Origin of the sequence: Nitratireductor sp., from assembly GCF_017794765.1 — a bacterium.
Classification (GTDB): Bacteria; Pseudomonadota; Alphaproteobacteria; order Rhizobiales; family Rhizobiaceae; genus Nitratireductor.
Map to the genome: position 1 here is coordinate 1,508,263 of NZ_CP051236.1, position 25,017 is coordinate 1,533,279.

Sequence of the window (25,017 nt, forward strand, 5' to 3'; positions counted from 1 at the left end):
ATTGAATTCCGAAAATATGCTGAAAATTATAATTATTCAAATATCAATAAGTAAACATATCAATGTTAACTATTCATCCCCTCGTATAGCTGTAGACATGCAGCTTGATCAATAATCAGAAGACCTCGCAGAATCTCCGTTGTCTCTGATAGAACAGAGTTTCGTGTTTCGTTTGTTTTCATTTTGAACTTATGAGCAATAGATCCTCTTTTGGTTCCGAAGGCGTTCAATGCTGCAGAAACAGTAAGATTAGTTTCCTCTGGGTCGATGCCGATCGGTAAAAGCAAACTCCTCTGATTTGCTGTTGTAATTCCATGATTAGATTTAACATCAATATTGATATTCGAGACTGCTATCGAGGCGAAGTCAAGTAAATTGGAGGCAACCGAGGATTTTATTTTACGCCGTGAAATTTCGTCGTCGACTTGCTTAATTGCCTCGTGCGCGACGATACTAAGCATGGCGCGACAAACTCGTTTTTCCTTCTTAAATTGTGTGTGGGCTTCTCGAGATATGAGCAAGACGATGTCCTCAATGTACTGCTCAAATGCAGAGTGAGAAAGTAGAATATACGACTGAACTTTTAAGTGGTCGAGCTCAGTTCGGCATTCACTCTCAGGTACTCTGATCAATATCTTTTTGATGTTTTTCAGAGATGTTCGTAGCGAGATGTAAGGATCAGTTGGTGACTTCATCTGCAATAGCCGGAATGTTTATAAGAATTCCTGATCTTTTAGAAATTTCATCATAAAATAGTGTAAATCTTGTCTTAGTTGATGTTATAGATTTTGTTGTAGTTTCTACAGATCGCCTAAAGTCATCAATATCTGAAACGTCTTTATAGCATTGAATGAAATTTATTTTATTTTCCAAAGCCCATTCCCTGACTTGATTGTGAGAAAGGGCGCCGACAAGTACATCAAAAATGGCTCTATTAAATTGATTTTCGTATTCACCGTTTGTGAATTTTCTACAAAATTTCCTATCAGGAAATATTTTAAGACCCGCATCAATGGCTTCATTCATGTTGTCCAGATGAGATATGACATTATTCACCTCACTGGGGTTTTGGGCAAAGGCGTTATTATACTGAATGCAAAGCTCGTCGATGAAGTTCTTAAGGTCGCCAGCGTAAACGATGTCTGGATCTGAAAACGCTAGAAAGCGGGCTGCCAGTTCGACGTCGTTCATACGTGGATCTGGTCGCTGTTTTGAAATCAGTTGATGTAGCGGGCCTATAGTTTCAGTCCACTGAATAAGGAACTTCAAGAAATCGCCAGGATGCAATGACATGCGAAGTTCCATGGGAGAGAGCTTTACAGAGCCGGAATTCAAACGGTGAAATATTTCATAAAGAACACGTTCGTCCTCCCATCCTCGGATTACAGCAGTGCGTTGCGTTTGATTAAGTAATTCGAAGCTCCATTGATCGTTTTTCTCTATTTCGTCCCAAGTTTTTCCCTCTAGTTCCTTTAGAACGCGAAGTTTTTTTAGTCTGAATGCCTGTCCACTGGGGAGTGAGCCGTCAATGAATTCTTTAATTGTTAAAAGGCGTTGTTTTCCATCAAGTACTAGGAATGATCTAGTGCTGCCACTGCTGGCAGAGAGCAAAATCTGTGGGATAGGGACGCCCAAAAAAAGCGATTCAATAAAGCTTATTTTAGTCTGTGTTGACCATACATTGCGGCGTTGAAATTCGGGTGTAAGATCTATTTGATTTCCAATTTGCCGATATAAAGTTTCGATCGTCCAATCGGTCGGCGAAATGAGCAGGGACGAAAAATCAGCGGCCGTTACATTGGGTGTGCCAGCCTCTTCCGTGGGCTCTTGTTCTTCGAACGGTTCATCTCTGTCTTCGTAGGCCAAGCGGATCTCCAGTGTAACTTTGGCAGCCTAAGTTGGTTGCATCCCAGTCAATCAAATCCTAATGATTGATGCTATTCAAGTCATGGAATTCCCAATTGACAGCACTCTTCGTCAGTTTGCCAGAGCGGCGGTTGTCTCCATCAGGTTGAGTATAGGTAGTAGCCTGTACCGAACGCCATGCCCCCTGCCCCCCCCATCCATCCCCTCCCGTCACAATCCCCTTCCAAAAAATCATTTTAAGCTTGAAGCAATTTGGCATAGGATGCTGTATGCTCCGCTCAGGCGTCAGGAGTGCAAGCGCCCTTGCGGCGCGCAGGGCACCCTCTGGCGAAGGGTTTTTCCGCATTTGCGCGGAGGTCAGGTGAGACCATCTGGCTGCAGACGGCTTGAAAGAGCGCAACCGCATCAGGAAGGCATGAATGACTATGGAAGCACAGAAATCCGCGGCGAAATCGTCCAAATCGACATTCGTGTGGGACGATCCCTTCCTCATGGAAGAGCAGCTCACCGATGAAGAGCGCATGATCCGCGATGCGGCCGCCGCCTTCGCCGCCGACAAGCTCAGCCCCCGCATCGAGCATGCATACATGAACGAGGAAACCGACCCGGAAATCTTCCGCGAGATGGGCGCGGCGGGGCTTTTGGGCGTGACGGTGCCGGAGGAATATGGCGGCGTGGGGGCCGGCTATGTGTCCTACGGGCTGGTGGCGCGCGAGGTGGAGCGCATCGATTCGGGCTATCGCTCCATGATGAGCGTGCAGTCCTCGCTGGTGATGTACCCGATCCATGCCTATGGCTCGGAAGAACAGCGCAAGAAATATCTGCCGAAACTGGCGTCGGGCGAGTGGATCGGCTGTTTCGGCCTCACCGAGCCGGATGCGGGCTCCGATCCCGGCGGCATGAAGACGCGCGCCGACAAGATCGACGGCGGCTACAGGCTCACCGGCTCGAAAATGTGGATCTCCAATTCGCCGATTGCCGATGTGTTCGTGGTGTGGGCGAAATCGGCGGCCCATGGCGGCAAGATCCGCGGTTTCGTCTTGGAAAAGGGCATGAAGGGGCTTTCCGCGCCGAAGATCGGCGGCAAGCTTTCGCTGCGCGCCTCGATCACCGGCGAGATCGTGATGGATGGCGTGGAAGTGGGCGAGGATGCGCTTTTGCCCAATGCGGAAGGGCTTGGTGGGCCGTTCGGCTGTCTGAACCGCGCGCGCTATGGTATTTCCTGGGGCGCGATGGGGGCGGCGGAAGATTGCTGGCACCGCGCGCGGCAATATGGGCTCGACCGCAAGCAGTTCGACAAGCCGCTGGCGCAGACGCAGCTTTTCCAGAAGAAGCTCGCCGACATGCAGACGGAAATCGCGCTCGGGCTTCAGGGGAGCCTGCGGGTCGGCCGGCTGTTTGACGAGGGCAAGATGGCGCCGGAGATGATCTCGGTCGTCAAGCGCAACAATTGCGGCAAGGCGCTGGAGATCGCGCGCATGGCCCGCGACATGCATGGCGGCAACGGTATCCAGATCGAATATCACGTGATGCGCCATGCGCAGAACCTGGAGACGGTGAACACCTATGAGGGCACGCATGACGTTCACGCGCTGATCCTCGGCCGCGCGCAGACGGGGCTGCAGGCGTTTTTCTGATCGGGTGACGCGCGTATCGCGCTGGTGAATTGAGAAGGGGCGGGTGCTGCGGTGCCTGCCCTTTTTTGTTGCGGGTGGCACTCGCCCCTCATCCGCCTGCCGGCACCTTCTCCCCGTGAACGGGGAGAAGGAGGAGGTGGAGAGGCTGGGCTCGTTGTTTGAGATTGGCTGGAACGTTGAGGTCCCCCTCTCCCCGCGCGCGGGGAGAGGGTAAGGGTGAGGGGCGGGCGGCGGAGGAGCGTTGCAGAAAAGCAGGTGGTCGAAAGCGGTGTCACTCTGTAGTAGAGGAGGGAAAGCCTGTCCCCGTTCGATCCGAGGTGTTCATGACCGCGTCTTTTCTCTCCCATCTGCGCTTAGAACTCGATGGCCTGAAAGAGGCGGGGCTTTATAAATCCGAGCGGGTCATCACCTCCATGCAGTCGGCCAGGATCGAGAGCGGCGGGCGGACGGTGCTGAACTTCTGCGCCAACAATTATCTGGGCCTTGCCGACAATGAGGAACTGCGCGAGGCGGCCAAGGCAGCGCTTGACCGCTATGGCTACGGCATGGCCTCGGTGCGCTTCATCTGCGGCACGCAGGAAGAGCACAAGGCGCTGGAAGCGAAGATTTCCGGCTTTTTGGGCTATGAGGACACGATCCTCTATTCCTCGTGCTTCGATGCCAATGCGGGGCTTTTCGAGACGCTGCTGGGACCGGAGGATGCGATCATTTCCGATGCGCTCAACCATGCGTCGATCATCGACGGGGTGCGGCTTTGCAAGGCCCAGCGCCACCGCTATGCCAACAACGACATGGCAGCACTTGAGGAATGTCTGAAACGGGCCGAGGGCGCGCGCTTCAGGCTGATCGCCACTGATGGCGTCTTCTCCATGGATGGCATCGTCGCCAATCTGGGCGCGGTCTGCGATCTCGCCGAAAAATACGATGCGATGGTGATGGTGGACGACAGCCATGCGGTCGGTTTCGTGGGCGAGAACGGGCGCGGCACGCCGGAGCATTGCGGCGTGGAAGGTCGGGTCGACATCATGACGGGCACGCTGGGCAAAGCGCTGGGCGGGGCCTCTGGCGGCTATACCTGTGCGAAGGCGGAAGTGGTCGACTGGCTGCGCCAGCGCTCGCGGCCCTATCTCTTTTCCAACACGCTGGCGCCGGTGATCGCGGCGGCTTCGCTAAAAGTGTTCGACATGGTGGCGGGTGGGGCGGCCTTGCGCAAAAGGCTTTACGACAATGCGGCACGCTTTCGCGCGGGGATGGAGAAATACGGCTTTAAGCTTGCGGGCGCCGACCATCCGATCATTCCGGTGATGCTGGGCGATGCAGCCCTTGCGGAGAAAATGGCTGCGCGGCTTCTGGAGGAGGGGATCTATGTGATCGGCTTCTCCTTCCCCGTGGTGCCGAAGGGGGCTGCCCGCATCCGCACGCAGATGTCGGCGGCGCATTCGGCCGAGGATATTGACCGCGCGGTGGAGGCGTTCGCAAAAGTGGGGCGTGAGCTTGGGGTGATCGCGTAGGCGCGGATCGCAGATTTCGCTTTGGAAGGATAATCGACCATGTCCAACATGATGAAGGCGCTCGTGAAATCCAGACCCGAGGAAGGGCTTTGGATGGAGCGTGTTCCGGTGCCCGAGGTGGGGCCCAATGACGTGCTCATCAAGGTCAGGAAAACCGCGATCTGCGGCACGGATGTGCATATCTGGAACTGGGACGAGTGGGCGCAGAACACCGTGCCGGTGCCGCTGGTGACTGGGCATGAATTCGTCGGCGAGGTGACGGAGGTTGGCTCGGCGGTGACGGAGTACAAACCCGGCCAGCGGGTTTCGGGCGAGGGGCACATCGTGTGCGGCCATTGCCGCAACTGCCGGGCAGGCCGCGGGCATCTTTGCCACAACACGCTGGGAGTGGGCGTTCACCGCGCCGGCGCGTTTGCCGAGTTCATAGCACTGCCGCAGCACAATGTGGTGCCCATTCCCGACAACATTCCAGATGAGATCGCGGCGATCTTCGATCCGCTGGGCAATGCCGTTCACACCGCACTTTCCTTCGATCTCGTTGGCGAGGATGTGCTGGTGACGGGGGCGGGGCCGATCGGCATCATGGGCGCGCTGGTGGCGCAGGCCGTGGGCGCGCGCAAGGTGGTCATCACCGACATCAATCCCGGCCGGCTGGAGCTTGCAAAGAAGCTCGGCGTTCAGCACACGGTGAATGCGGCAGAGGAAACTCTGGCGGAAGTGATGCGCCAGCTCGGCATGACCGAGGGGTTTGATGTGGGGCTTGAAATGTCGGGCGCAGCCCCCGCCTTCCGCGACATGATCGACGCCATGAACAATGGCGGCAAGATCGCCATTTTAGGCATCGCACCGGCGGGCTTCGAGATCGACTGGAACAAGGTCATCTTCAAGATGCTGCATCTGAAGGGCATCTATGGGCGCGAGATGTTCGAGACCTGGTACAAGATGATCGCGCTGGTGCAGACGCGGCTCGACGTGCGCGATCTGATCACCCATCGCATCAATGTGGATGATTTCCGGGATGGTTTCGATGCGATGCGCACCGGCAAGGCCGGCAAGGTGGTGATGAGCTGGTAGCCGCTACGAGGCGAACAGGGATATGCTTTCTGCGACTGCAGCCGAGGCGAGTTTGCGGTCGAGTGTCGCCAGCGGCACTGCGTGGCGCTGGGCGATCTCCAGATAGGAGGCGTCATAGACCGTCAGCCCGTGCGCGCGGCTGAGGCGTAGCATCGCCGCAGGGTCGATGTCGTCGTCGATGAGGATTGGATGGTCGTAAAGCGCGTCGAGGATGGTCTGTGTGATGGCCGGCGTGTGTCGTTTTCGGCGCTCGCACATGACAAGCAGGTTGCATATCTCGAACCACCAGATCGGCGGCACGATGGCCTGCGAGGTGAGAAGGCTTTCCTGCACGGCAAGGGCCAGATCATGATCCTCGTCGGGCAAAAGCCAGGCGGCGGTTATCGACGCGTCGAGCACGAACCGCGTCAATAGCGGTGACCCTCATGTTTCCATGCAAGCATGTCGTCCAGTGACGTCGCTGTTTTGGGAAGGGTATCGCGCAGGGAGCGCAGCTTCCGGACCGCATTGTCAGCGCGTGTCTGCGCAGCCGTCTCGATCTGATCGGGGACAATGCGCGCCACCGTCTTGCCGTGCCGTGTGATGAGTATGGTCTCACCCCGTTCGACATCGCCAAGTAGGGCGGCGAACCGGGACTTTGCTTCTGTTGCAGTCAGTGTTTTCATCTCAATGGTCATTTTAACTGGTCAATTTGACCATAATATGGGATGTGAACGCTAATCCGTCAACACGGCGCGCTCCAGCGCCGCGAGGCCTTCAAGGAGTGCGGCGCGCTCCTTTGGCTTCATGCGGGCCAGCAGCTTCGTCTCAAAACCGTGCGCGACTGGCACCATGTCTTCATAGGCTTTCTGGCCGGTCTTGCTGAGTGTCAGTCGCTCGACGCGACGATCCTGCGGGTCGGGCGTACGCACCAGCCAGCGGCGTGTTTCCAGAGCGGCAACCGCGCGGCTCACCTTGGTCTTGTGCATGGACGAATGCGCACCGATCTCGGTTGCCGTCATCATGCCGAACTGTCCGATGGTGGCAAGTGTGCGCCACTCTGGCCGCGTCAGACCGAGGCGGGCGCGGTAGGCCTGGGAGAAATCGCGGCTGATCGCATCGGTGAGACGCGTAAGGCGATAGGGAAGGAAATGTTCCAGGGCAAGCGTGGGCCTATCGGTCATGACGATCCTTCCTGAAGCGCTGTGTTTTCCTTGTGTCTCGTTGATAGTTACATTCGCCATGGTTACGATTGCAACCAATTCCTGACTTCCCCATTGCATGGAGGATCGAATGACCGTGCAGTACATGCCGGGTTTCGGCAATGATTTTGAGACAGAGAGCCTGCCGGGCGCTTTGCCACAGGGGCAGAATTCACCGCAAAGGCCGGCCTATGGCCTCTATGCAGAGCAGCTTTCGGGTTCCCCCTTCACCGCCCCGCGCGGCACCAATGAACGCTCCTGGCTCTACCGTATTCGCCCGAGCGTGAAGCACACCGGGCGCTTTAAGGCGGTGCATTTCGATGAATGGAAGTCTGCGCCCAACATCAACGACCATCAACTGTCGCTTGGGCAGTTGCGCTGGGATCCCACCCCGATCCCCAACGAGGAAACCGCTTTTCTTTCCGGTGTGCGCACCATGACGACGGCGGGTGACGTCCAGGGGCAGGCCGGCATGGCCGCCCACATCTACGCCTTCAACACGTCGATGGTGGACGATTATTTCTTCAACGCCGATGGCGAACTGATGCTGGTGCCGCAGGAAGGCGGCGTGCGGCTGAAGACCGAGATGGGCATCATCGAGATCGAGCCCGGCGAAATCGCCGTCATGCCGCGCGGCATGATCTTTCAGGTCGAGCTGATGGACGGGCCGGCGCGCGGCTATATGTGCGAAAATTACGGCGCCAAGTTCACTCTGCCGGATCGCGGTCCGATCGGCGCGAACTGCCTCGCCAACCCGCGCGATTTCAAGACGCCGGTTGCCTGGTATGAGGAAAAGGAAAAGCCCTGCCGGCTGTTCGTCAAATGGTGTGGCCAGTTCCATATGACCGAAATTGGCCATTCACCGCTCGATGTGGTGGCCTGGCATGGCAACTACGCGCCCTACAAATACGATCTCTCCACCTTCTCGCCGGTGGGGGCGATCCTGTTCGATCATCCCGATCCGTCGATCTTCACGGTGCTGACTGCCCCTTCTGGCGAAGAGGGTACGGCCAATATCGACTTCGTCATCTTCCCGCCGCGCTGGATGGTGGCCGAGCACACATTCCGCCCGCCCTGGTATCACCGCAACATCATGAGCGAGTTCATGGGGCTGATCAAAGGTCAGTATGATGCCAAGGAAGAGGGTTTTGTGCCGGGTGGCGCCTCGCTGCACAACATGATGCTGCCGCACGGACCAGACGCTTTTGGCTTTGAAAAGGCGAGCCATGGCGAACTGAAGCCGGTGAAGCTGGAAGAGACCATGGCCTTCATGTTCGAGACGCGCTTTCCCCAGCACCTCACGCGTTACGCTGCCGAGACAGACACGCTGCAGGAAAACTACATCGACTGCTGGAAGGATCTGAAAAAGCGTTTCAACGGCACACCGGAAGGCGACTGGTCCTGATCGACCGGAGCGGCCACAAAAGATATGATCGGCGTCGGTCCGCTGGACCTGCGCCGATTGCGCGTCTCCCCCAACGCATAAAGGACACTGCATGAAACTCGCCACGCTCAAGAACGGAACGCGCGACGGCAGGCTGGTCGTCGTCTCTCGTGACCTGACACGCTGCACGGATGCCTCCTTCCTCGCTCCGACGCTGCAGGCGGCACTGGACGACTGGGCGCGCATAGCCCCCCACCTGGCGGCGCTTTCCGAAAGCCTTGATCACGGCTCGGTACCTGCCGAACGCTTTCATGAGCATGATGCGCTTTCGCCATTGCCGCGCGCTTATCAGTGGGCGGATGGTTCGGCCTACGTCAATCACGTGGAACTGGTGCGAAAGGCGCGTGGCGCCGAAATGCCGGCGAGCTTCTGGGAAGATCCGCTCATGTATCAGGGTGGGTCCGATGCGTTTCTGGCGCCGCGCGACCCCATTCGCATGGCCGACGAGGCCTGGGGTATCGACATGGAAGGGGAGGTGGCGGTCATCGTCGACGACGTTCCGATGGGCGCCACACTGGAAACGGCACGAGAAGCCATCCGGCTTGTCATGCTGGTGAACGATGTTTCGCTGCGCGGGCTGATACCGGCAGAACTCGGCAAGGGTTTCGGCTTCTTTCAATCGAAGCCGTCTTCGGCCTTCTCGCCGGTCGCCGTTACGCCTGACGAACTCGGCGGTGCATGGGACGGCGGCAAGGTCTCGCTGCCGCTATGCGTGGACTATAACGGTAAACCCTTCGGCAGGGCCGATGCAGGCGTCGACATGACCTTCGACTTTCCGACGCTGATTGCCCACGCCGCCAAGACGCGTCCGCTCTGCGCTGGCACGATTATCGGTTCGGGCACCGTTTCAAACAAGCTGGATGGCGGACCCGGAAAGCCCGTTGACGACGGCGGTGTCGGCTACTCCTGTATTGCCGAGATCCGCATGATCGAGACGATAACACACGGTAAACCGAAGACGCCTTTCTTGCGCTTCGGTGACACAGTGCGTATCGAGATGAAAGACAGTGGGGGCCATTCCATCTTCGGCGCAATTGAACAGCGCGTCGAGGATTATCAGGAGCCCTAAAGAATGGCACTGAACCCTCTCAAGCGCACGGCGCTTGTTTTCGCGGCATTCAATCTGGTCGGGATTTCAATCCTGGCATGGGCGTTGAAGTCAGTTTTCGATGCGCTTTACGCCACTTCGCCTCAATGGATGGGAATTCTGCTGTCCTTGGTGTTCGTGGTAACCGTCATCGGCGTGAACGTGTTGCTGTCGATGCGTGCATATCGAATCGACAGCGGTTCGATGCTGACACGGGTGATGATCGTCTGGACGCTGATCTCGGCGGTGTCTGCAGTCGTGTTCAGTGCGCTCGATCCCTGGAGCATCATGAAGTCCCTGGCAGTCATGGTCGGGGCATAGTGTATTCAACGAGAAAGGCGCGTAATGGCCAAAGAGTTCGCATCCGCAGGTGATCTGACAGAAAAGACAATTTCGTTTGATGAAATCGGGCGGGACCTATGGGCTTTCACCGCCGAGGGTGATCCCAATTCGGGCATCATCATCGGCGACGAATCCGTGATGGTAATCGAGGCACAGGCGACGCCGAGACTGGCTGAAAAGGTGATCGAAAAGGTTCGCTCCGTCACCGACAAGCCGATCAGCCATCTGGTGCTGACGCATTATCATGCAGTGCGTGTTCTGGGTGCTTCTGCCTATAATGCGCCGACCATCATCATGAGCGACAAGGCGCGCTCCATGGTGGTGGAGCGGGGCAAGGAAGACTGGGATTCGGAATTCGTGCGCTTCCCACGTCTTTTTCAGGGGCACGAATCGATCCCCGGCCTGACCTGGCCGACGACCACGTTTTCCAGTTCCATGACGGTGTATCTCGGCAGGCGCCGGGTGGACCTCATGTTCCTCGGGCGGGCGCATACGGCCGGTGACATTGTGGCCTTCGTGCCGGACGCCAATGTGATGTTCACCGGTGACATCGTGGAGCATCATTCGGCCTGCTATTGCGGTGACGGTCATTTTCACGACTGGCCGACGACGCTGGAGGAAATTCGCGCATTCGATCTCGACGCCATCGCACCGGGTCGTGGCGGCGTGCTGGTGGGGCAGGCCATGGTCAATGAAGCGCTGGATCTGACCGGCGATTTCGTCGCGTCCACCTATCAGCCGGTGGCGCGCGTGGCGCAGGGCGGTGGCACGTTGAAAGAGGCGTGGGATGCCTGCCGCGCGGTGTGCGATCCGAAATTTTCCGACTATGCGATTTACGAGCATTGTCTGCCCTTCAACGTCGCACGTGCCTATGACGAGGCGCTCGGCATCGACACGCCGCGCATCTGGACGGCAGAGCGAGACAGGCAGATGTGGGAGGCGTTGCAGGGCTGATTGCCAGCCCCTGGGGAGGAAGCAGTGAACGGGTTCTGGATTGGCGCAGTATTCCTGATCGGTCTCGGGCTTGTGGCCGCGGGCTGGTGTGGTCTTCTGCGGCTCTCCTTCCTGCTAGAGAAGCAGCGCTTCGGCTGGCGTGAAGAGGAAGCGCTCACGCGTTTCCTTTCCATGCGCCGGTCCCCGGACAAGCGCGGCGAAAAACACATGCGCGCTTATATCCAGGGTGACTTGCGCTCCTTCGCAGAAGGGATTGGAGCCGGGGGGCGCTATCACGTGTCGCGCCTGATGGTGCGCTTGGGGTACGGGCTTCTGGTCGTCGCCATCGGTGGGTGGTTTTTCAGCACTGTGGTGGAGCTGTGGTGAACAAGGGAAACAGGATTTGGAGCCGCTCCTCCTGAGGGGAACGGTTGCAAAGGGAGGGTGAACATCAATGCCGCGTTATGCGTACAACCCCTTTCCATACACGAAACCTCCGGAACTCGCCGGCGGACATGTGGGGCAATATCCGGTTGTCATTGTTGGCGCCGGGCCTGTGGGGCTCGCCGCTGCGATTGACCTGGCGCAGCGCGGTGTCCCGGTGGTCGTGCTCGACGACAACAATGTCGTTTCACTGGGCAGTCGCGCGATATGCTGGTCGAAGCGTACGCTGGAAATCCTTGACCGGCTGGGGGTGGGCGAGCGCATGGTTGAGAAGGGCGTGACCTGGCAGGTCGGGCGGCTTTTTCACCGCGACCGGGAGGTCTGGAGCTTCGATCTCCTGCCGGAGGATGGTCACAAGATGCCCGCCTTCATCAACCTGCAGCAATATTACGTTGAGCAATATCTGGTGGAGCGCGCGGGCGAATTGTCCGGCCGGATCGATCTGCGCTGGAAAAACCGGGTGGTAGGGCTTGAGCAGACGGGCGGCGATGTGCGGCTTCGTGTGGAGACACCAGACGGCGACTATGAACTGGATGCCGCGTGGGTGATAGCCTGCGACGGCGCCCGCTCGCCCGTGCGCTCCATGATGGGACTGGACTTTGCGGGCCAGGTGTTTGAAGAGCGCTTTTTGATTGCCGATGTGGAGATGAAGGCGGATTTCCCGTCTGAGCGCTGGTTCTGGTTCGAACCATCCTTCCACAAGGGCCAATCAGCGCTTCTGCACAAGCAGCCGGACGATATTTACCGTATCGACCTGCAGCTTGGCCCGGATGCCGACCCGGAGGAAGAGAAAAAACCTGAAAACGTCATCCCCCGTATCGAAAAGGTGATCGGGCATTCGAAGTTCGAGCTCGACTGGGTTTCGGTCTACACGTTCCAGTGCCGCAGGCTGGAGCGCTTCGTGCATGACCGGGTGATTTTTGCCGGCGACAGCGCGCATATCGTTTCGCCCTTCGGCGCGCGCGGTGGCAATGGCGGTATTCAGGATATCGACAATCTCGGCTGGAAGCTGGCGCTTGTGGTGAAGGGCGAGGCACCGGTTTCATTGATCCAGACCTATGACGAAGAGCGCATTCTGGGTGCGGATGAGAACATTCTCCACTCAGCGCGCTCGACCTCTTTCATGACACCGAAGAGCGCGATGGAGCGCGTTTTTCGCGACAGTGTGCTCGCGCTTTCAGCGAAGCATGATTTCGCCCGGCGGCTGGTGAACTCGGGCCGTTTGTCGAAGCCATGTTCGCTGGCGGGATGTCGGCTTCAGACCGCGTGGGAGGGCGAGGGGCCGCTTGCGCCGGGCGAGGCGCTGCCGGATGCCCCCGTGCGGGCAGGCGGGAAGCCGTCCTGGCTGCTCGGCGAAACGGGTGGTGGCTTCGTGCTGCTGGCCGTCGATTGCGAACCACCCCTCGGTCTGCCGGCGGGACTGCATGTGGTGCAGGTGACGCGCCCCGGCGGAACGGCAGTGGATGGTGTGGCGCATGTCGAGGATTGCGAGGGCGCGGTTACTGCGCGCTATGGGTCGGGAAGGCTCTATCTGGTGCGGCCCGATCAGCATGTCGCGGCGGTCTTCAAGGCGGCAGATGCGCATCGGGTCGCGGCGGCAATGACCCGGGCGATGGGGAGGGATTGAGATGGACAAAAGTGAGATCGGCCGGGACCGGCTGGGGGCCGCGGGCGATGATTTCTACGCCGCGCTGATGGCAGCGCATGAAGGATTGAGCTTTGAGGAAAGCGCACGGCTCAATGCGAAACTCGTGCTGCTTCTGGCCAACCAGGTGGGTGATCTGGATGTGATCCGCGCGGCGCTTCGGGCCGCGCGCGGTGACTAGGCAAGACAGGCGGGCCGGTTCGGGATCATCGTCCGTGACCGTGTTCAGGGCCAGGGCGGGACGATCTGGTCCACCGTCACTTCCTCGGTATAGGTGTTGCCGAAATTGGTCCGGATGTAGGTGACCACATCGACGATCTGCTGGTCGGTGAGCACATCGCCCATGGCGGGCATGGCCTTCTGCCCATATGTGATGACGAAGATCGCATATTCCGGGTATTCGAGGTTTTGATTGTTGGCCAGGGAGGGATAGCGGCCTGCACCGGCAGCGCCTTTTCCGTCGGGCATGTGGCAACCCTGACAGACGGATTTGTAAATCTGTTCACCGCTGGTGACTTTAATCTTGTCCGTATCCGCGGCTGGTACGCCATCCTCGGCATACGCATGGGCGATAAACATTATCGAAGCGGCGATGCATAGCGCGAGGGCTTTCAATTGCATGGCAGGGTCCTTTGCACGCCGTCCGGTCAGCCGTTCATGACCCGGTCATGGAGGCGGGAGATGGCGTCAAGGCCGGAAAGAAGCGCGCCTTCCTGCCATCCCGGCAGATAGGATATGTGCTCTCCGGCCATTAGTGTGCGACCGTCGAACCGTGTTGCCCGGTCGTAATCGGCTTTCCTGTTGTTCCAGGTTCCGTAACAGCCCAGTGCCCAGGGCACGCGATGCCACACGACGCTCGCCCCGGTGGAGAATTCGCTGCGGTATTGCGGATGTATTATGGCACCGTATTCCAGCGCCTTGCGGATGCGTTCTTTCGGCGCCATGGCCGTGAATTGATAGGCTCCCGCATCCTGACTATAGCCGCCGACAAGCACGCCCTTGCCGCCGGAAAGGTAGTCGTTCGAAGGATAACCGATCAGCGAGATGGGAAGATCGGTGTAGGAGATGCCGCCGTAGATGTGCTCGTCCTCCTCCCAGAAACGGCGGTTGAACTCGAGACCGAACTTGACGGAGCCAGCGTAATGAACCTTGTCGATCACGCCCTTCATCCCGTCTGAGAAATTGTTCTCGATCTGGCCGAGTATGGAAAAGGGGATGGTGCAGATGCACCACTCGGCCCGGGTTTCCTGAGGCTCGGCGTCGCTGGCGGTGTCCTCATAGATGGCGGTTACGCCGGTCTCGTCCTGCTTTATGGAGATGACCTTTGTATTGTAGCGGACAAGGTCCGTGATCTCCCGCTCGAATGCCTGGGCAATCATGTCCATACCGCCGACGGGCTGAAACATGGTTTCCTGATGATTGACAGTCTCGGCTTCACCAAGCCACCGCCACAGACCGGATTGAAGAAGGTCGTCCGAAGCGATTGGTTCGGAGGGGCGGGGGGCTGCGTTCGCTCCCCCACCCGGCCATGACTGGAAGCCGCGGAACTCGCTGGTGTGCTGGCTTTTGACGTAGCCGAAATCTCTGTCGAGCACACCGTTTATGCGCAGCGCTTCCAGGAGCATCTCCTTGTCCTCATCGCTCACCAGTTCGCCCAGATTGCCCTGATCGACAGCTTTGGCGAGGAGCTCGGATGTGTGACCGCGAAAATCGGTCGCGATCTCACGGAACCTCTGCGGTTTGCCGCCAAACGCGGCGGTGGAGTGGAGGTAGGCGTTGTGATTTCTCTGTATGAAAGGTTCGAGCCTGACGCCGAGACGCCGGCAGTAATCAAGAATGGCGTGGTGATGGTGGGGAATGCGCCAGGGGCCGGGGTTGAAGTAATTGCCTTCGGCATATTCGATGTCCTGGCGGAAACCGCCAAGCTCGGTATAGGTGTCGCCTCCGCGCAGGGTCCAGCACCGCCCCCCGGCTTTTTCCCGGTACTCGAGTACCTCGACTTCATAACCGGCCGCCCGCAATTCCAGGGCAGCGACCATGCCGGCGAGCCCCGCGCCGAGGATCAGAACCTTCGCCGCCCCGGGGTCGCCCTGGAGGTTCACCGGTCCCTTGTAGGGGGAAGACCGGGCATGCCCAAGCGTGGTCATCGCCTGATAGAGAGCAGCGCTGCCGGCGGTTGCGCCGATCATCGTCAGGAGATCGCGGCGTGTTACCTGTCCCAATGCCCGCTGCATGTTCTTGCGCTCCTTGCCTTTCTGGCCAGGAGACATCATCGCGCCTTCTGGCGCGTCAAAAAAGGTAATATTGAGTAAACGTTTTGAACTATTTCATGTTTTCGGGAGAATGAATGCTCTTACCGGGTGTAACAGAAGCAGTATTTTAAGTAGTCGGCAAAAAAGGCCGTCATGGACGGCCTTTCCAAATCTTTCCCAACGTTATGCGGGCGTTTTACTCGGCCGCATCGACCTTGATAACGCCGCGGCGGATCTGGTCTTCCTCGATGCTTTCGAACAGGGCGCGGAAATTGCCCTCGCCAAAGCCTTCGTCGCCCTTACGCTGGATGAACTCGAAGAAGATCGGACCGATGACGGTCTTGGAGAATATCTGCAGGAGGATCTTCGTCATGCCGCCATTCACCACGCCTTCGCCATCGATCAGGATGCCGTGCTTCTTCATGCGCTCGATGGGCTCGTCGTGGCCCTGAACACGGTCAAAGCTCTTCTCGTAATAAACTTCTGGCGGGCCGGGCATGAATTTAAGCCCATTGTCCGCGAGCCTGTCGGTGGCGTCGTAGATGCCATCGGTGCCGACCGCGATGTGCTGGATGCCTTCGCCGTTGTACTTCTTCAGATATTCGACGATCTGGCTGGTGTCGTCCTTGGATTCGTTGAGCGGGATGCGGATCTTGCCGCAAGGGCTCGTGATCGCGCGGGAGACAAGGCCGGTGATGCGGCCATCGATGTCGAAATAGTGGATCTGCGAAAAGCCGAAAAGCTCGCGGTAGAAATCCCACCACTTGTCCATGTTGCCGCGATAGACATTGTGGGTGAGGTGATCGAGGTAATAGAAGCCGACGCCCTCAGGACGCGGATTCTGCTCACCAAGCCATTCGAATTCTGCGTCGTAGGCAGACCCTTTCTCGCCATAGCTATCGATGAAGTAGATAAGCGAGCCGCCAATGCCGACAATGGCGGGCACGTCGAGCGTCTTGTCGTCGCCTTTGTAGGGTTCCGCACCCTTGGAGACAGCATGATCGAACGCATGTTTCGCATCGACCACACGCCAGGCCATGGAGGGAGCACAGGGACCGTGATCCTCGACAAAGCGCATGGCGTGGCTGCCGCGCTCTGCGTTGACGATGTAGTTGATATCGCCCTGCCGCCAGACGGAAACCTTCTTCGTCTTGTGGCGGGCAACTTCCGTGTAGCCCATCCTGGTGAACAGCTCGGCGAGTTTTTCCGGCTCCGAATGGGCGAATTCAACGAACTCGAACCCGTCCGTGCCGGCGGGGTTTTCTTCGCTGATTTTCGGCGGCGGTGCGTCGTGGGGAAACGGACCCATGGCTTTTATCCTCCTGATCTGGGAACATCTGGACGTGTCCGAATGTCATGCACGCATTTTACGCCGCATGGGCTGCACGCGGCTTGCATTCTGGGTCGTATTTTGTGAGAAGTGCGCACTTACCGTGCATGAAGGAGGAAAATTGCATGGCTGATGCGCGTGTTGATGGTTATGACCGCAAGATATTATCTCTCTTGCAGGTCGATGCGCGACTGACCAACAACGATCTCTCGGAACGGGTGAACCTGTCGCCCTCACAATGTTCACGCCGCCGGCAGCGTTTGGAGGAAGAGGGATATATCCGCGGCTATGCGGCCATGCTTGACCGGGACAGGCTGGGCTTCCCGCTCGTCAACATCATCACCGTGACACTGGCCACGCACAACCCCGACAATGCGCGCCGTTTCGGTGAACTGCTCGCCCGCCTGCCGGAGGTACAGGAGGCGCACGCACTCACCGGTGAAATGGACTACATTCTCAAAGTGGTTACGCCCGACCTGAAATCGCTCTCGGAATTCGTCAACGGCGTGCTTCTCCCGCACGATTCGGTGCAACACGTGAAGAGCGCCATAGTACTCGAAACACTCAAGGAAACCGGTGCCCTGCCGCTTTGATGTTTTTTGTTACGAATATGGCCGGAAATGCCTCTTTATTGTTACATAATTTCCGCTAAAGTCTCGGTGGACGGGAGGCGGGATTCCAGTGGATACTCGGCTCCCAGGCGGTCGCGCAGGGCTTGGAGAGACCGGGCGCGGTCCTGCCGCAGAATATAGAGCGTCATCACCGACGTTTCGGGACATGCAATCGGGAGGAGAAGCATGAAACCATTTTCCGTCAGAAAACTGGCCCTGGCGGCTGCTGTTGCAGCAACCGGGCTTATCGGGGCCACCGCCTCGTCATTCGCGCAGGAGGTGACGCTGAGGCTGCACCAGTTCCTGCCGCCGCAGGCCAATGTGCCGAAGCTGGTGCTCGACCCCTGGGCCGACAAGGTGGAGCAGGAATCGGGCGGGCGCATCAAGATCGAGCGCTATCCGGCCATGCAGCTCGGCGGCACGCCGCCGCAGCTCTACGATCAGGCGCGTGACGGCATCGTCGACATCGTATGGACGCTGCCGGGCTCCAATCCGGGTCGTTTCCCGTCCACTGAAGTGTTCGAACTCCCCTTCATGATGACGAATGCCGAGGCCACTTCGCGCGCCTATTGGGATCTGTTCGAGAAGCACATGAAGGACACCGAGTTCAAGGACACACATGTGCTGGGTGTCTGGGTTCACGGCCCTGGCATGCTTCACTCCAAGGAGCCGATCGAGACGCTCGATGATCTGAAGGGCATGAAGATCCGCGCACCCACGCGCATCATCAACTCGTTGCTCGGCCAGCTTGGCGCGACGCCGGTCGGCATGCCGGTGCCGCAGATCACCGAGGCGCTTTCCAAGGGCGTGATCGATGGATGCGTGATCCCCTGGGAAGTCACGCCGGCGCTGAAAGTGCCTGAGCTCGTGTCGAACCATACTGAATTCGGCGGCGATCACGCGCTTTATACGACCACTTTTGTGCTGGCGATGAACAAGGCCAAGTATGACAGCCTGCCGGATGACCTGAAAAAGGTGCTCGACGACAATTCCGGCCAGGAATTTGCTGCCTTCGCCGGCAGGACGCAGGCGGGCGCGGACGTTCCGAGCCGGAAGATCGCCGTTGATCGCGGCAACAACATCATCGAGATCAGCGCTGAAAACACCGAAACCTGGAAAGAAGCGGCGGCACCCGTTTACGAACAGTGGGTGGCCGAAATGAAGGACAAGGGGATCGACGGTCAGATGCTGATCGACGAGGCCCGTGCCCTGATTGAAAAATACACCAGTCAGTGAGGCTGAACCGACCAGAAGAGACGGGGCGGGCTGCAAGGCCTGCCCCGTTTTTTGGGACACGCTATTGTGTCGAGGCCACGCTTGCGAAGGCAGCAACCGCTGACTAACGTTTTCAGGCCCGGCGCAACAATGACAAAACCAGGCAGGAATGCCATGGGACGCGCCATGGGACGCGCAGGGAACGCGATATGGGACGGAACGGGGCATGAGATTATCGATCATCGTTGTCTGGCTTGCCAGAGTCATGGCCATTCTGGGCGGCATCGTTCTGGCAGCGGTCATTATCATGACAGTGGCAAGCATCACCGGCCGGGCGCTGGTGCGTTTTGGCCTTGGACCGGTGCCCGGTGACTTCGAGCTGGTTCAGGCCGGTGTTGGCTTTGCGGTGTTCGCGTTCCTGCCCTGGTGCCAGCTCAATCGCGGCCATGCCACGGTGGACATCTTCACCACATTTCTGCCAAACAGCATGAACCATGTGATCGATCTCGTGACGGAGATCATCATGACGCTGGTGCTCGTGCTGATCGCCCGCCAGCTCTATTACGGCATGCTCGACAAGCTGAGCTACAGCGAGACCACCTTCATCCTCCAGTTTCCGCTCTGGTGGCCCTATGCAGCCTGTTTTGTGGCGGCGGTCATTGCGGTGATCATATCGTTCTACATGATCCTCGTGCGCTATCGCGAACTGAAGGTTGGCACACCGATGCCAAAGCCCGGAGAGGGGAGCGTCCATTGACCAATCTTGAAATCGGCCTCTGGTCTTTTCCGCTTCTCCTTCTTCTGATCTTTCTGCGCCTGCCCATCGGTCTTGCGATGCTCCTGTGCGGGCTTGGCGGAAGCTGGATCGTGTTCGGCAATGTGACGCCTGTGCTGGCCAAGCTGAAGAACGAAACCTATTCCACCTTTTCCGGCTATTCGCTTTCCATTGTGCCGCTGTTCCTGCTGATGGGGCAGTTTGCAACGCTGGGCGGCATGTCGCGGGCGCTGTTCAAGGCGGCTGAAACCTGGATGGGGCACAAGCGCGGCGGTGTTGCCATGGCGGCGGTGGGTGCATGTGCGGGCTTTGGCGCCATCTGCGGTTCCTCGCTGGCGACGGCGGCGACCATGAGCCAGGTGGCGCTGCCGGAACTGCGCCGCTATGGCTATTCGGGTGCACTTGCCACGGGAACGCTCGCGGCAGGCGGCACGCTCGGCATTCTCATTCCGCCATCGGTGATCCTCGTCATCTACGCGATCCTGACCGAGCAGAACATTGCCAAGCTTTTCGTGGCCGCTTTTGTGCCCGGCGTGCTGGCTGCCTTCGGCTATATGCTGGCGATCTCGATTTATGTGCGGCTTTGGCCGGACTCGGCCGGAACACGCGAGCGTGCGCCCTATTCGGAGCGGATGCGGGCGCTGCTCGATGTCTGGCCGGTTCTGGTGGTGTTTCTGGCGGTGGTCGGCGGCATTTATCTTGGCGTTTTCACGCCGACCGAGGGTGCCGCCGTGGGTGCCGCCGGCACCGGGCTGATCGCGCTCGTGAATGGCGGGCTGACGCGTGAGACCTTTGTGGAATCGATCCTTGCCACGGCAACCGCCACGGCGATGATCTTCTTCATCGTGCTGGGGGCCGGCTTCTACAATTCGTTTCTGGCGCTGGCGCAGGTGCCGCAGCAGATGGCGGCATTCGTGAGTGAGCAGGGCTACAGCCCGTGGATGGTGCTGACGCTCATCCTGCTGCTCTATCTCGTGTTCGGCTGCGTGATGGACTCGCTCTCCATGATCCTGCTCACCATTCCGATCTTTTTCCCAATCGTCACGATCCTCGATTTCGGGCTGGGAGCGGAGGAGTTTGCCATCTGGTTCGGCATTCTCGTTCTGATCGTGGTGGAGGTGGGGCTGATCACGCCGCCGGTGGGCATGAACCTCTTCGTGCTCAACTCCATGGCCAAGGACACGCCGATTTCGGCGACCTATCGCGGCGTGATGCCCTTCGTGATCAGCGACATTCTGCGCGTGGCGCTTCTGACGCTGTTCCCGGCGATCTCGCTGTTCCTGATGCGCTGGCTTTACTGACGGCGGAGTGGGGGCGCTTGCGTCGATGGGGTGCGCTGTTGCCACCCCAAGTCGCTTTGGAGTGGTTAGAGACCGCGCTCCTGAATGATGCCGTAGAGATTGGCCGAGCGGGTGCCGCTGCGGCAATAGGCGAAGACCGGGCCCGGCAGTTCCTTAAGGGCGGCGGCCATGTCTGTCACATCGTCGAGCGTCATGGCACCGGAGACGACCGGCACATGACGGAAGGCGAGGCCGGCCTCTTTCGCGGCTTTTGAAATAGTCTCGACCGTGGGTTGGCCGGCATCCTCGCCATCGGGCCTGTTGCAGACGATGCTTTTGTATCCAGCCTGTTTGATGGCGGCGACGTCTTCCGGCGCGATCTGCGGGGATACCGCGTAATCGTCCGAGATCTTCTTGATATCCATGGTTTTCCTCACTGACTGACGCGTTTTTCGGCGGCAGAGAAGCGCCGTTTGAGGGATTTGGCAACGAGAATTCCGGCGATGAGCGAGGCGAGGAACACGATCGTGTCCGAATAGCCGAGCCCAAGGGCCGGGATCGCCGCACCCGGGCAGAAGCCGGCAATACCCCAGCCAATGCCGAATACGGCGGCACCGCCGATCAGTTGCGGGTCGAGATCGCTTCGCGCCGGAAGCTGGAAGCGCTCGGCGAAAAACGGTTTTTCGCGCGCGCCGAAGAGGAGGCGGTAACCGAGGGCCGCGACCGCAAGCCCACCGCCCATCACGAAGGCGAGGCTTGGATCCCAGGTGCCCGCGACATCGAAGAAGTTCAGCACTTTTGCGGGATTGATCATGCCGGACAATGCGATGCCAGCACCAAAAAGAAGGCCGGCGATGAGGGCTGCGACAAGCTGTTTCATCGATCAGCCTCCGATCACGTGACGAATGATGAACACGGTGACGAGAGCGGTGGCCATGAATGTGATGACGGCAACGATGGAACGGATGGAGCCGCGCGACATGCCGCAGACACCATGTCCGCTGGGGCAACCATTGCCGAAGGTGACGCCGATGCCGACAAGAACACCGCCGATGACGAGCGCGGCGGTGGAGACGGGCACCTGGAAGGGGATTGCCGTACCGCTCAGCATCAGAAACAGAGGCGCGGCGATGGCGCCGATGATGAAAGCGGCGCGCCAGTGCCAGGCGTTTTCCTGAGGTGGAAGGAGGCCTGACAGAATGCCGGTCATGCCGGCCACCCGGCCGTTGAAGGCCATGAGCACCACTGCGGCAAGGCCGATCAGCGCGCCGCCGGCGAGTGAGGCTATGGGGGTAAACTCGGTCATCCTGACCGCTCCGTTGTTTGAATGGACAGCGCTCTGAATATGGGGCTGCCCGCCCAAATGCCAAGGGTTGATGGTGGCGCAGTTGCCCGGGGAGATCCTACACAAGATCGCCGAAGCCGCCGCCCGTGAGCGCGAGCTGGCGAAGGATGGGAGCGGGTTCGAAAACGCGATTGCCGGTCTTCCGGTGCCAGTGCTCCAGCCGCTCGACGATTGTCTTGATGCCGAAGCGCTCGGCCCAGAACATCGGCCCGCCTTTGGCGACCGGGAAGCCGTAGCCATTGACCCACACGACGTCGATGTCGGAGGCGCGGGCGGCGATGCGCTCTTCGAGGATCTTCGCGCCCTCGTTGATCATCGGGTAGAGCGTGCGCTCAGTGATCTCTTCCGCGCTGATCTCGCGGCGTTCGACGTCAAGCTCGGCTGCCTTCTTCTCGATGAGCTCCTGAACGAAGGGATCCGGCTTTGGTGTGCGGGAGTCTTCTTCATAGAGATAAAAGCCGCGCCCGGACTTCTGGCCGAAATGGCCTGCCTCGCACAGCGTGTCGGCGATGGGCGCGGTGAGGCCCTGCGACTGGCGGTGTTTCCAGCTGATGTCGAGACCGGCGAGGTCGACCATCTGGAACGGCCCCATGGGCCAGCCGAAATCGGTGAAAACCATATCCACCTGTTCGGGTGTCGCGCCGGACAGAAGCAGGTCTTCGTTCTGCTCGCGCCGGGCCGCAAGCATGCGGTTGCCCACAAAGCCGTTGCACACGCCGACGACGACGGGAACCTTGCCGATCTTTCGGGCGAGCGCGAGCGCCGTCTTGATGACATCAGGCGCTGTCTCTTCGCCGCGCACGATCTCCAGTAGCTTCATCACATGGGCGGGCGAGAAGAAATGGAGGCCGACCACATCCTGCGGACGCTTCGTGGTGGCGGCGATCTCGTTCACATCGAGATAGGAGGTGTTGGAGGCGAGTATGGCGCCGGGCTTCAGAACGCTGTCGAGCGCGGTGAAGACCTGACGCTTCACGCCCATCTCCTCGAAGACGGCCTCGATCACGATATCGCAGTCGGAAAGGTTGGCATAATCCGTGGTGCCGGTGATGCGCCCCGTGCGGGCCTCTTTTTCCTCAGCCGTGATGGAGCCGCGCTTTACCGATCCCGAATAGGTCTTGTTGATGTGGGAAAGGCCGCGCGCGATGGCGTCCTCGTTCATTTCCAGAATGGTGACGGGAATACCGCCATTGGCAAGCGCCATGGCGATGCCCGCCCCCATGGTGCCGGCACCGATGACGCCGGCGCGCGCGATCTTGCGGGCCTCGGTCTCGCGCGGGATGCCCGGCACGCGGGTTGCCTCGCGGGTAGCGAAGAAAAGATGGCGCTGGGCAGCGGATTCTTCGCTGTCGCGACGCTCCAGAAAGAGTTCGCGCTCGCGGTTGAGGGCTGCATCGAACTTCATGGTGATGGCGTTGCGGACGGCTTGTGCCGCCGTCTGCGGCGCGGTGAGACCGCGCGCTTTTTTCGTCGCTGCCTTCACGGCCTCATCGAAGGCGGCGAGGTCAATGGCAAGTTTTTCGCTGCGGGCGCGGATATGGATATGCGGTTTTTCGGAGGCGGCCATGTCGCGGGCGAAGGCCACGGCCTCGGCCAGAAGATCGCTCTCGGCCACGCGGTCGACCGCCCCGAGCCGTACGGCTTCGTCCATGCCGATGGGCTTGCCGGAGACGATCATTTTCAATGCGGCTTCAGGCCCCACCAGACGCGGCAGGCGCACCGTGCCACCGGCGCCGGGAATGAGGCCGAGGTTCACCTCGGGCAGGCCGATCATGGCGGTCTTTTCTGCAATACGGTAGTGGCAGCCGAGTGCCAGCTCCAGCCCACCGCCAAGCGCTGTGCCATGGATCGCGGCGATGGTGGGCTTGTCGATGCTTTCAAGCTTTTCGATCAGGTCGGGAAGGCTTGGCTCCTTCGGCGGCTTGCCGAACTCGGAAATGTCGGCACCGGCAATAAAGGTGCGACCCGCGCAGGTGATGACGATGGCCTGAACCGCATCGTCTGCATTCATTTCGCCAAGCGCCTCGAAGAGCGGCGCGCGCAGCGCGTGGCCGAGCGCGTTGACCGGCGGATTGTCGAGGGTGAGGACGGCAATGCCATTGTCGCGGGTGATCTTTACGGTGTCGCTCATTCAGGGTCCTCTTGTCATCCTAGATGCGGGGCGCGGCGGCTCAGGCTTCTGGCGTGGTTTCGCGCAGGAAATCTGCAATCAGCGTGGCCGTCGCCTCGGGCTGTTCGATACATGGCAGATGCCCGGCATCCTTCACGATCTCAAAACGGGCACTGTTGATCAGGCTCGAAAGCTCGCGCACGAGATCGGGCGGGGTGGAGCCATCCTGGTCGCCCACGATGCAGAGTGTGGGGAGCTTTAGGGCGCGGGTGTCCTCGGTGAGATCGGCGTCACGCAGGGCTGAGCACGTGCCTGCATAGCCATCGACCGTGGTGCGGGTGAGCATGGCCGTGTAGCCGACGAAAGCATCGTTGTCCGGTGCGCGGAAAGAGGGCGTGAACCAGCGCTGGAGAATACCGTCGGCGATGGATGCGATGCCTTTGGTGTTCACGGCTTCGATCCGGCTGTTCCACAGATCGTCGTGGCCTATTCTATGGCCTGTATCGCAGAGTACGAGACGGGAGACGAGATGCGGCCAGCGCGCGGCGAGCCCCTGCGCGATCATGCCGCCAACGGACAGGCCGACAATGGTCGCGCCTGTGATGTCGAGATGGTCGAGCAGGGCTGCGAGATCGTCGACGTGATCCGTCAGCGCATAGGGTTGGGGCGTGGCTTCGGACAGGCCATGGCCGCGCTTGTCATAAAGGACGATGCGGTAGTCGGCTTCCAGCCGTTCAACGACGGCGTTCCAGATCCGAAAGTCGGTTCCAAGCGAGTTGGAAAAGACGAGAACGGGTTTGCCGACCGTCCCGCGCACTTCGTGATGAATGACGACGCCGTTGACGCGCGTGAAGTTCATGCACCTGCCTCCCATGGTTTGCCGCAAGGCGGGTTCTGTATGAGAGAAGGGAAAGGCGTCGTCAATGATTTGAAGA

27 protein-coding genes are annotated in these 25,017 nt (G+C 59.3%); 14 read left to right on the top strand and 13 right to left on the bottom strand.

The genetic code is table 11. The features are described from left to right. Positions 1-65: 65 nt before the first annotated feature. Both HF949_RS17600 and HF949_RS07155 read right to left on the bottom strand, forming a co-directional pair. Positions 66-695 (bottom strand): HEPN domain-containing protein, encoded by a 630-nt coding sequence (locus tag HF949_RS17600; RefSeq protein WP_366931296.1) that lies wholly within the window; start codon positions 693-695, stop codon positions 66-68. Then, positions 679-1,866 (bottom strand): DUF262 domain-containing protein, encoded by a 1,188-nt coding sequence (locus HF949_RS07155; protein WP_292899398.1) that lies wholly within the window; start codon positions 1,864-1,866, stop codon positions 679-681. Before HF949_RS07155 ends, HF949_RS17600 begins: the two co-directional genes overlap by 17 nt. Before the next feature lie 425 nt (positions 1,867-2,291). Between HF949_RS07155 and HF949_RS07160 the strand changes: the two genes are divergently transcribed. The 3 genes from HF949_RS07160 (at position 2,292) to tdh (ending at position 6,088) form a co-directional block, all read left to right on the top strand. Next, positions 2,292-3,503, top strand: a complete 1,212-nt coding sequence (locus HF949_RS07160; RefSeq protein WP_292900055.1) for an acyl-CoA dehydrogenase — start codon at positions 2,292-2,294, stop codon at positions 3,501-3,503. A gap of 323 nt (positions 3,504-3,826) precedes the next feature. Continuing rightward, the gene (locus tag HF949_RS07165) at positions 3,827-5,014 is read left to right on the top strand and encodes a glycine C-acetyltransferase (protein WP_292899400.1); all 1,188 of its coding nucleotides are present in this window, start codon (positions 3,827-3,829) and stop codon (positions 5,012-5,014) included. Between the two features lie 39 nt (positions 5,015-5,053). Beyond that, the gene (gene tdh / locus HF949_RS07170) at positions 5,054-6,088 is read left to right on the top strand and encodes an L-threonine 3-dehydrogenase (protein ID WP_292899402.1); all 1,035 of its coding nucleotides are present in this window, start codon (positions 5,054-5,056) and stop codon (positions 6,086-6,088) included. Between the two features lie 3 nt (positions 6,089-6,091). Here the strand turns inward: tdh and HF949_RS07175 are convergent, their stop codons facing one another. Genes HF949_RS07175 through HF949_RS07185 form a run of 3 tightly spaced genes read right to left on the bottom strand, consistent with a single transcriptional unit; the run spans position 6,092 to position 7,251 of the window. Next, positions 6,092-6,499 (bottom strand): type II toxin-antitoxin system VapC family toxin, encoded by a 408-nt coding sequence (locus HF949_RS07175; RefSeq protein ID WP_292899404.1) that lies wholly within the window; start codon positions 6,497-6,499, stop codon positions 6,092-6,094. Then, the gene (locus HF949_RS07180) at positions 6,496-6,753 is read right to left on the bottom strand and encodes a type II toxin-antitoxin system Phd/YefM family antitoxin (protein WP_040665463.1); all 258 of its coding nucleotides are present in this window, start codon (positions 6,751-6,753) and stop codon (positions 6,496-6,498) included. Before HF949_RS07180 ends, HF949_RS07175 begins: the two co-directional genes overlap by 4 nt. A 51-nt stretch (positions 6,754-6,804) precedes the next feature. Beyond that, a complete protein-coding gene (locus tag HF949_RS07185) occupies positions 6,805-7,251 on the bottom strand; it encodes a MarR family winged helix-turn-helix transcriptional regulator (RefSeq protein ID WP_292899408.1) in 447 nt (148 codons plus the stop codon). A 109-nt stretch (positions 7,252-7,360) separates the two neighbouring features. On the opposite strand from HF949_RS07185, the gene hmgA reads away from it, so the two are divergent. The 7 genes from hmgA (at position 7,361) to HF949_RS07220 (ending at position 13,345) form a co-directional block, all read left to right on the top strand. Continuing rightward, positions 7,361-8,674, top strand: a complete 1,314-nt coding sequence (hmgA, locus tag HF949_RS07190) for a homogentisate 1,2-dioxygenase (protein ID WP_292899410.1) — start codon at positions 7,361-7,363, stop codon at positions 8,672-8,674. Between the two features lie 91 nt (positions 8,675-8,765). Then, positions 8,766-9,782 carry a fumarylacetoacetate hydrolase family protein gene (locus tag HF949_RS07195; protein WP_292899412.1) on the top strand — a complete coding sequence of 339 codons (1,017 nt, stop codon included), beginning with the start codon at positions 8,766-8,768 and terminating at the stop codon, positions 9,780-9,782. A gap of 3 nt (positions 9,783-9,785) precedes the next feature. Then, positions 9,786-10,121, top strand: a complete 336-nt coding sequence (locus HF949_RS07200) for a hypothetical protein (protein WP_292899414.1) — start codon at positions 9,786-9,788, stop codon at positions 10,119-10,121. Between the two features lie 24 nt (positions 10,122-10,145). Beyond that, positions 10,146-11,096, top strand: a complete 951-nt coding sequence (locus HF949_RS07205) for an MBL fold metallo-hydrolase (protein ID WP_292899416.1) — start codon at positions 10,146-10,148, stop codon at positions 11,094-11,096. Between the two features lie 24 nt (positions 11,097-11,120). Beyond that, the gene (locus tag HF949_RS07210) at positions 11,121-11,462 is read left to right on the top strand and encodes a hypothetical protein (protein ID WP_292899418.1); all 342 of its coding nucleotides are present in this window, start codon (positions 11,121-11,123) and stop codon (positions 11,460-11,462) included. A gap of 67 nt (positions 11,463-11,529) precedes the next feature. Then, entirely contained in the window at positions 11,530-13,146 is a 1,617-nt protein-coding gene (locus tag HF949_RS07215) for an FAD-dependent oxidoreductase (protein WP_292899420.1), read from the top strand. A 1-nt stretch (position 13,147) separates the two neighbouring features. Beyond that, positions 13,148-13,345: a DUF2783 domain-containing protein gene (locus tag HF949_RS07220; protein ID WP_292899422.1), complete on the top strand. Its 198-nt coding sequence runs from the start codon at positions 13,148-13,150 to the stop codon at positions 13,343-13,345. 44 nt (positions 13,346-13,389) lie between these two features. Here HF949_RS07220 and HF949_RS07225 read toward each other — a convergent pair whose 3' ends face one another. From HF949_RS07225 to hppD, 3 genes are all read right to left on the bottom strand, one after another. Beyond that, on the bottom strand, positions 13,390-13,785 hold the full coding sequence (locus tag HF949_RS07225; protein ID WP_292899424.1) for a c-type cytochrome: 396 nt from the start codon (positions 13,783-13,785) through the stop codon (positions 13,390-13,392). A 26-nt stretch (positions 13,786-13,811) separates the two neighbouring features. Beyond that, on the bottom strand, positions 13,812-15,437 hold the full coding sequence (locus tag HF949_RS07230) for a flavin monoamine oxidase family protein (protein WP_366931297.1): 1,626 nt from the start codon (positions 15,435-15,437) through the stop codon (positions 13,812-13,814). A 175-nt stretch (positions 15,438-15,612) separates the two neighbouring features. Further along, on the bottom strand, positions 15,613-16,725 hold the full coding sequence (gene hppD, locus HF949_RS07235) for a 4-hydroxyphenylpyruvate dioxygenase (protein ID WP_292899426.1): 1,113 nt from the start codon (positions 16,723-16,725) through the stop codon (positions 15,613-15,615). 146 nt (positions 16,726-16,871) lie between these two features. On the opposite strand from hppD, the gene HF949_RS07240 reads away from it, so the two are divergent. The 4 genes from HF949_RS07240 to HF949_RS07255 all read left to right on the top strand — a co-directional run bounded on the left by HF949_RS07240 (position 16,872) and on the right by HF949_RS07255 (position 20,648). Next, on the top strand, positions 16,872-17,339 hold the full coding sequence (locus HF949_RS07240) for an Lrp/AsnC family transcriptional regulator (protein WP_229447771.1): 468 nt from the start codon (positions 16,872-16,874) through the stop codon (positions 17,337-17,339). 204 nt (positions 17,340-17,543) lie between these two features. Further along, on the top strand, positions 17,544-18,593 hold the full coding sequence (locus HF949_RS07245) for a TRAP transporter substrate-binding protein (RefSeq protein WP_292899430.1): 1,050 nt from the start codon (positions 17,544-17,546) through the stop codon (positions 18,591-18,593). A gap of 205 nt (positions 18,594-18,798) precedes the next feature. Continuing rightward, positions 18,799-19,329: a TRAP transporter small permease gene (locus tag HF949_RS07250; protein ID WP_292899432.1), complete on the top strand. Its 531-nt coding sequence runs from the start codon at positions 18,799-18,801 to the stop codon at positions 19,327-19,329. Further along, the gene (locus HF949_RS07255) at positions 19,326-20,648 is read left to right on the top strand and encodes a TRAP transporter large permease (protein WP_229447768.1); all 1,323 of its coding nucleotides are present in this window, start codon (positions 19,326-19,328) and stop codon (positions 20,646-20,648) included. Before HF949_RS07250 ends, HF949_RS07255 begins: the two co-directional genes overlap by 4 nt. Positions 20,649-20,713: 65 nt before the next feature. Here the strand turns inward: HF949_RS07255 and HF949_RS07260 are convergent, their stop codons facing one another. From HF949_RS07260 to pcaD, 5 genes are all read right to left on the bottom strand, one after another. Next, complete coding sequence (locus HF949_RS07260; protein ID WP_292899435.1) at positions 20,714-21,052, bottom strand: TIGR01244 family sulfur transferase; 339 nt, start codon at positions 21,050-21,052, stop codon at positions 20,714-20,716. Between the two features lie 8 nt (positions 21,053-21,060). Continuing rightward, a complete protein-coding gene (locus HF949_RS07265; protein WP_292899437.1) occupies positions 21,061-21,507 on the bottom strand; it encodes a DUF6691 family protein in 447 nt (148 codons plus the stop codon). Positions 21,508-21,510: 3 nt separating this feature from the next. Continuing rightward, positions 21,511-21,933, bottom strand: coding sequence for a YeeE/YedE family protein (locus tag HF949_RS07270; protein WP_292899438.1), 423 nt, complete (start codon positions 21,931-21,933; stop codon positions 21,511-21,513). Positions 21,934-22,030: 97 nt separating this feature from the next. Continuing rightward, positions 22,031-24,103 (bottom strand): 3-hydroxyacyl-CoA dehydrogenase NAD-binding domain-containing protein, encoded by a 2,073-nt coding sequence (locus HF949_RS07275; protein ID WP_292899439.1) that lies wholly within the window; start codon positions 24,101-24,103, stop codon positions 22,031-22,033. 40 nt (positions 24,104-24,143) lie between these two features. After that, positions 24,144-24,941 (bottom strand): 3-oxoadipate enol-lactonase, encoded by a 798-nt coding sequence (gene pcaD / locus HF949_RS07280; protein WP_292899441.1) that lies wholly within the window; start codon positions 24,939-24,941, stop codon positions 24,144-24,146. Positions 24,942-25,017: the final 76 nt, after the last annotated feature.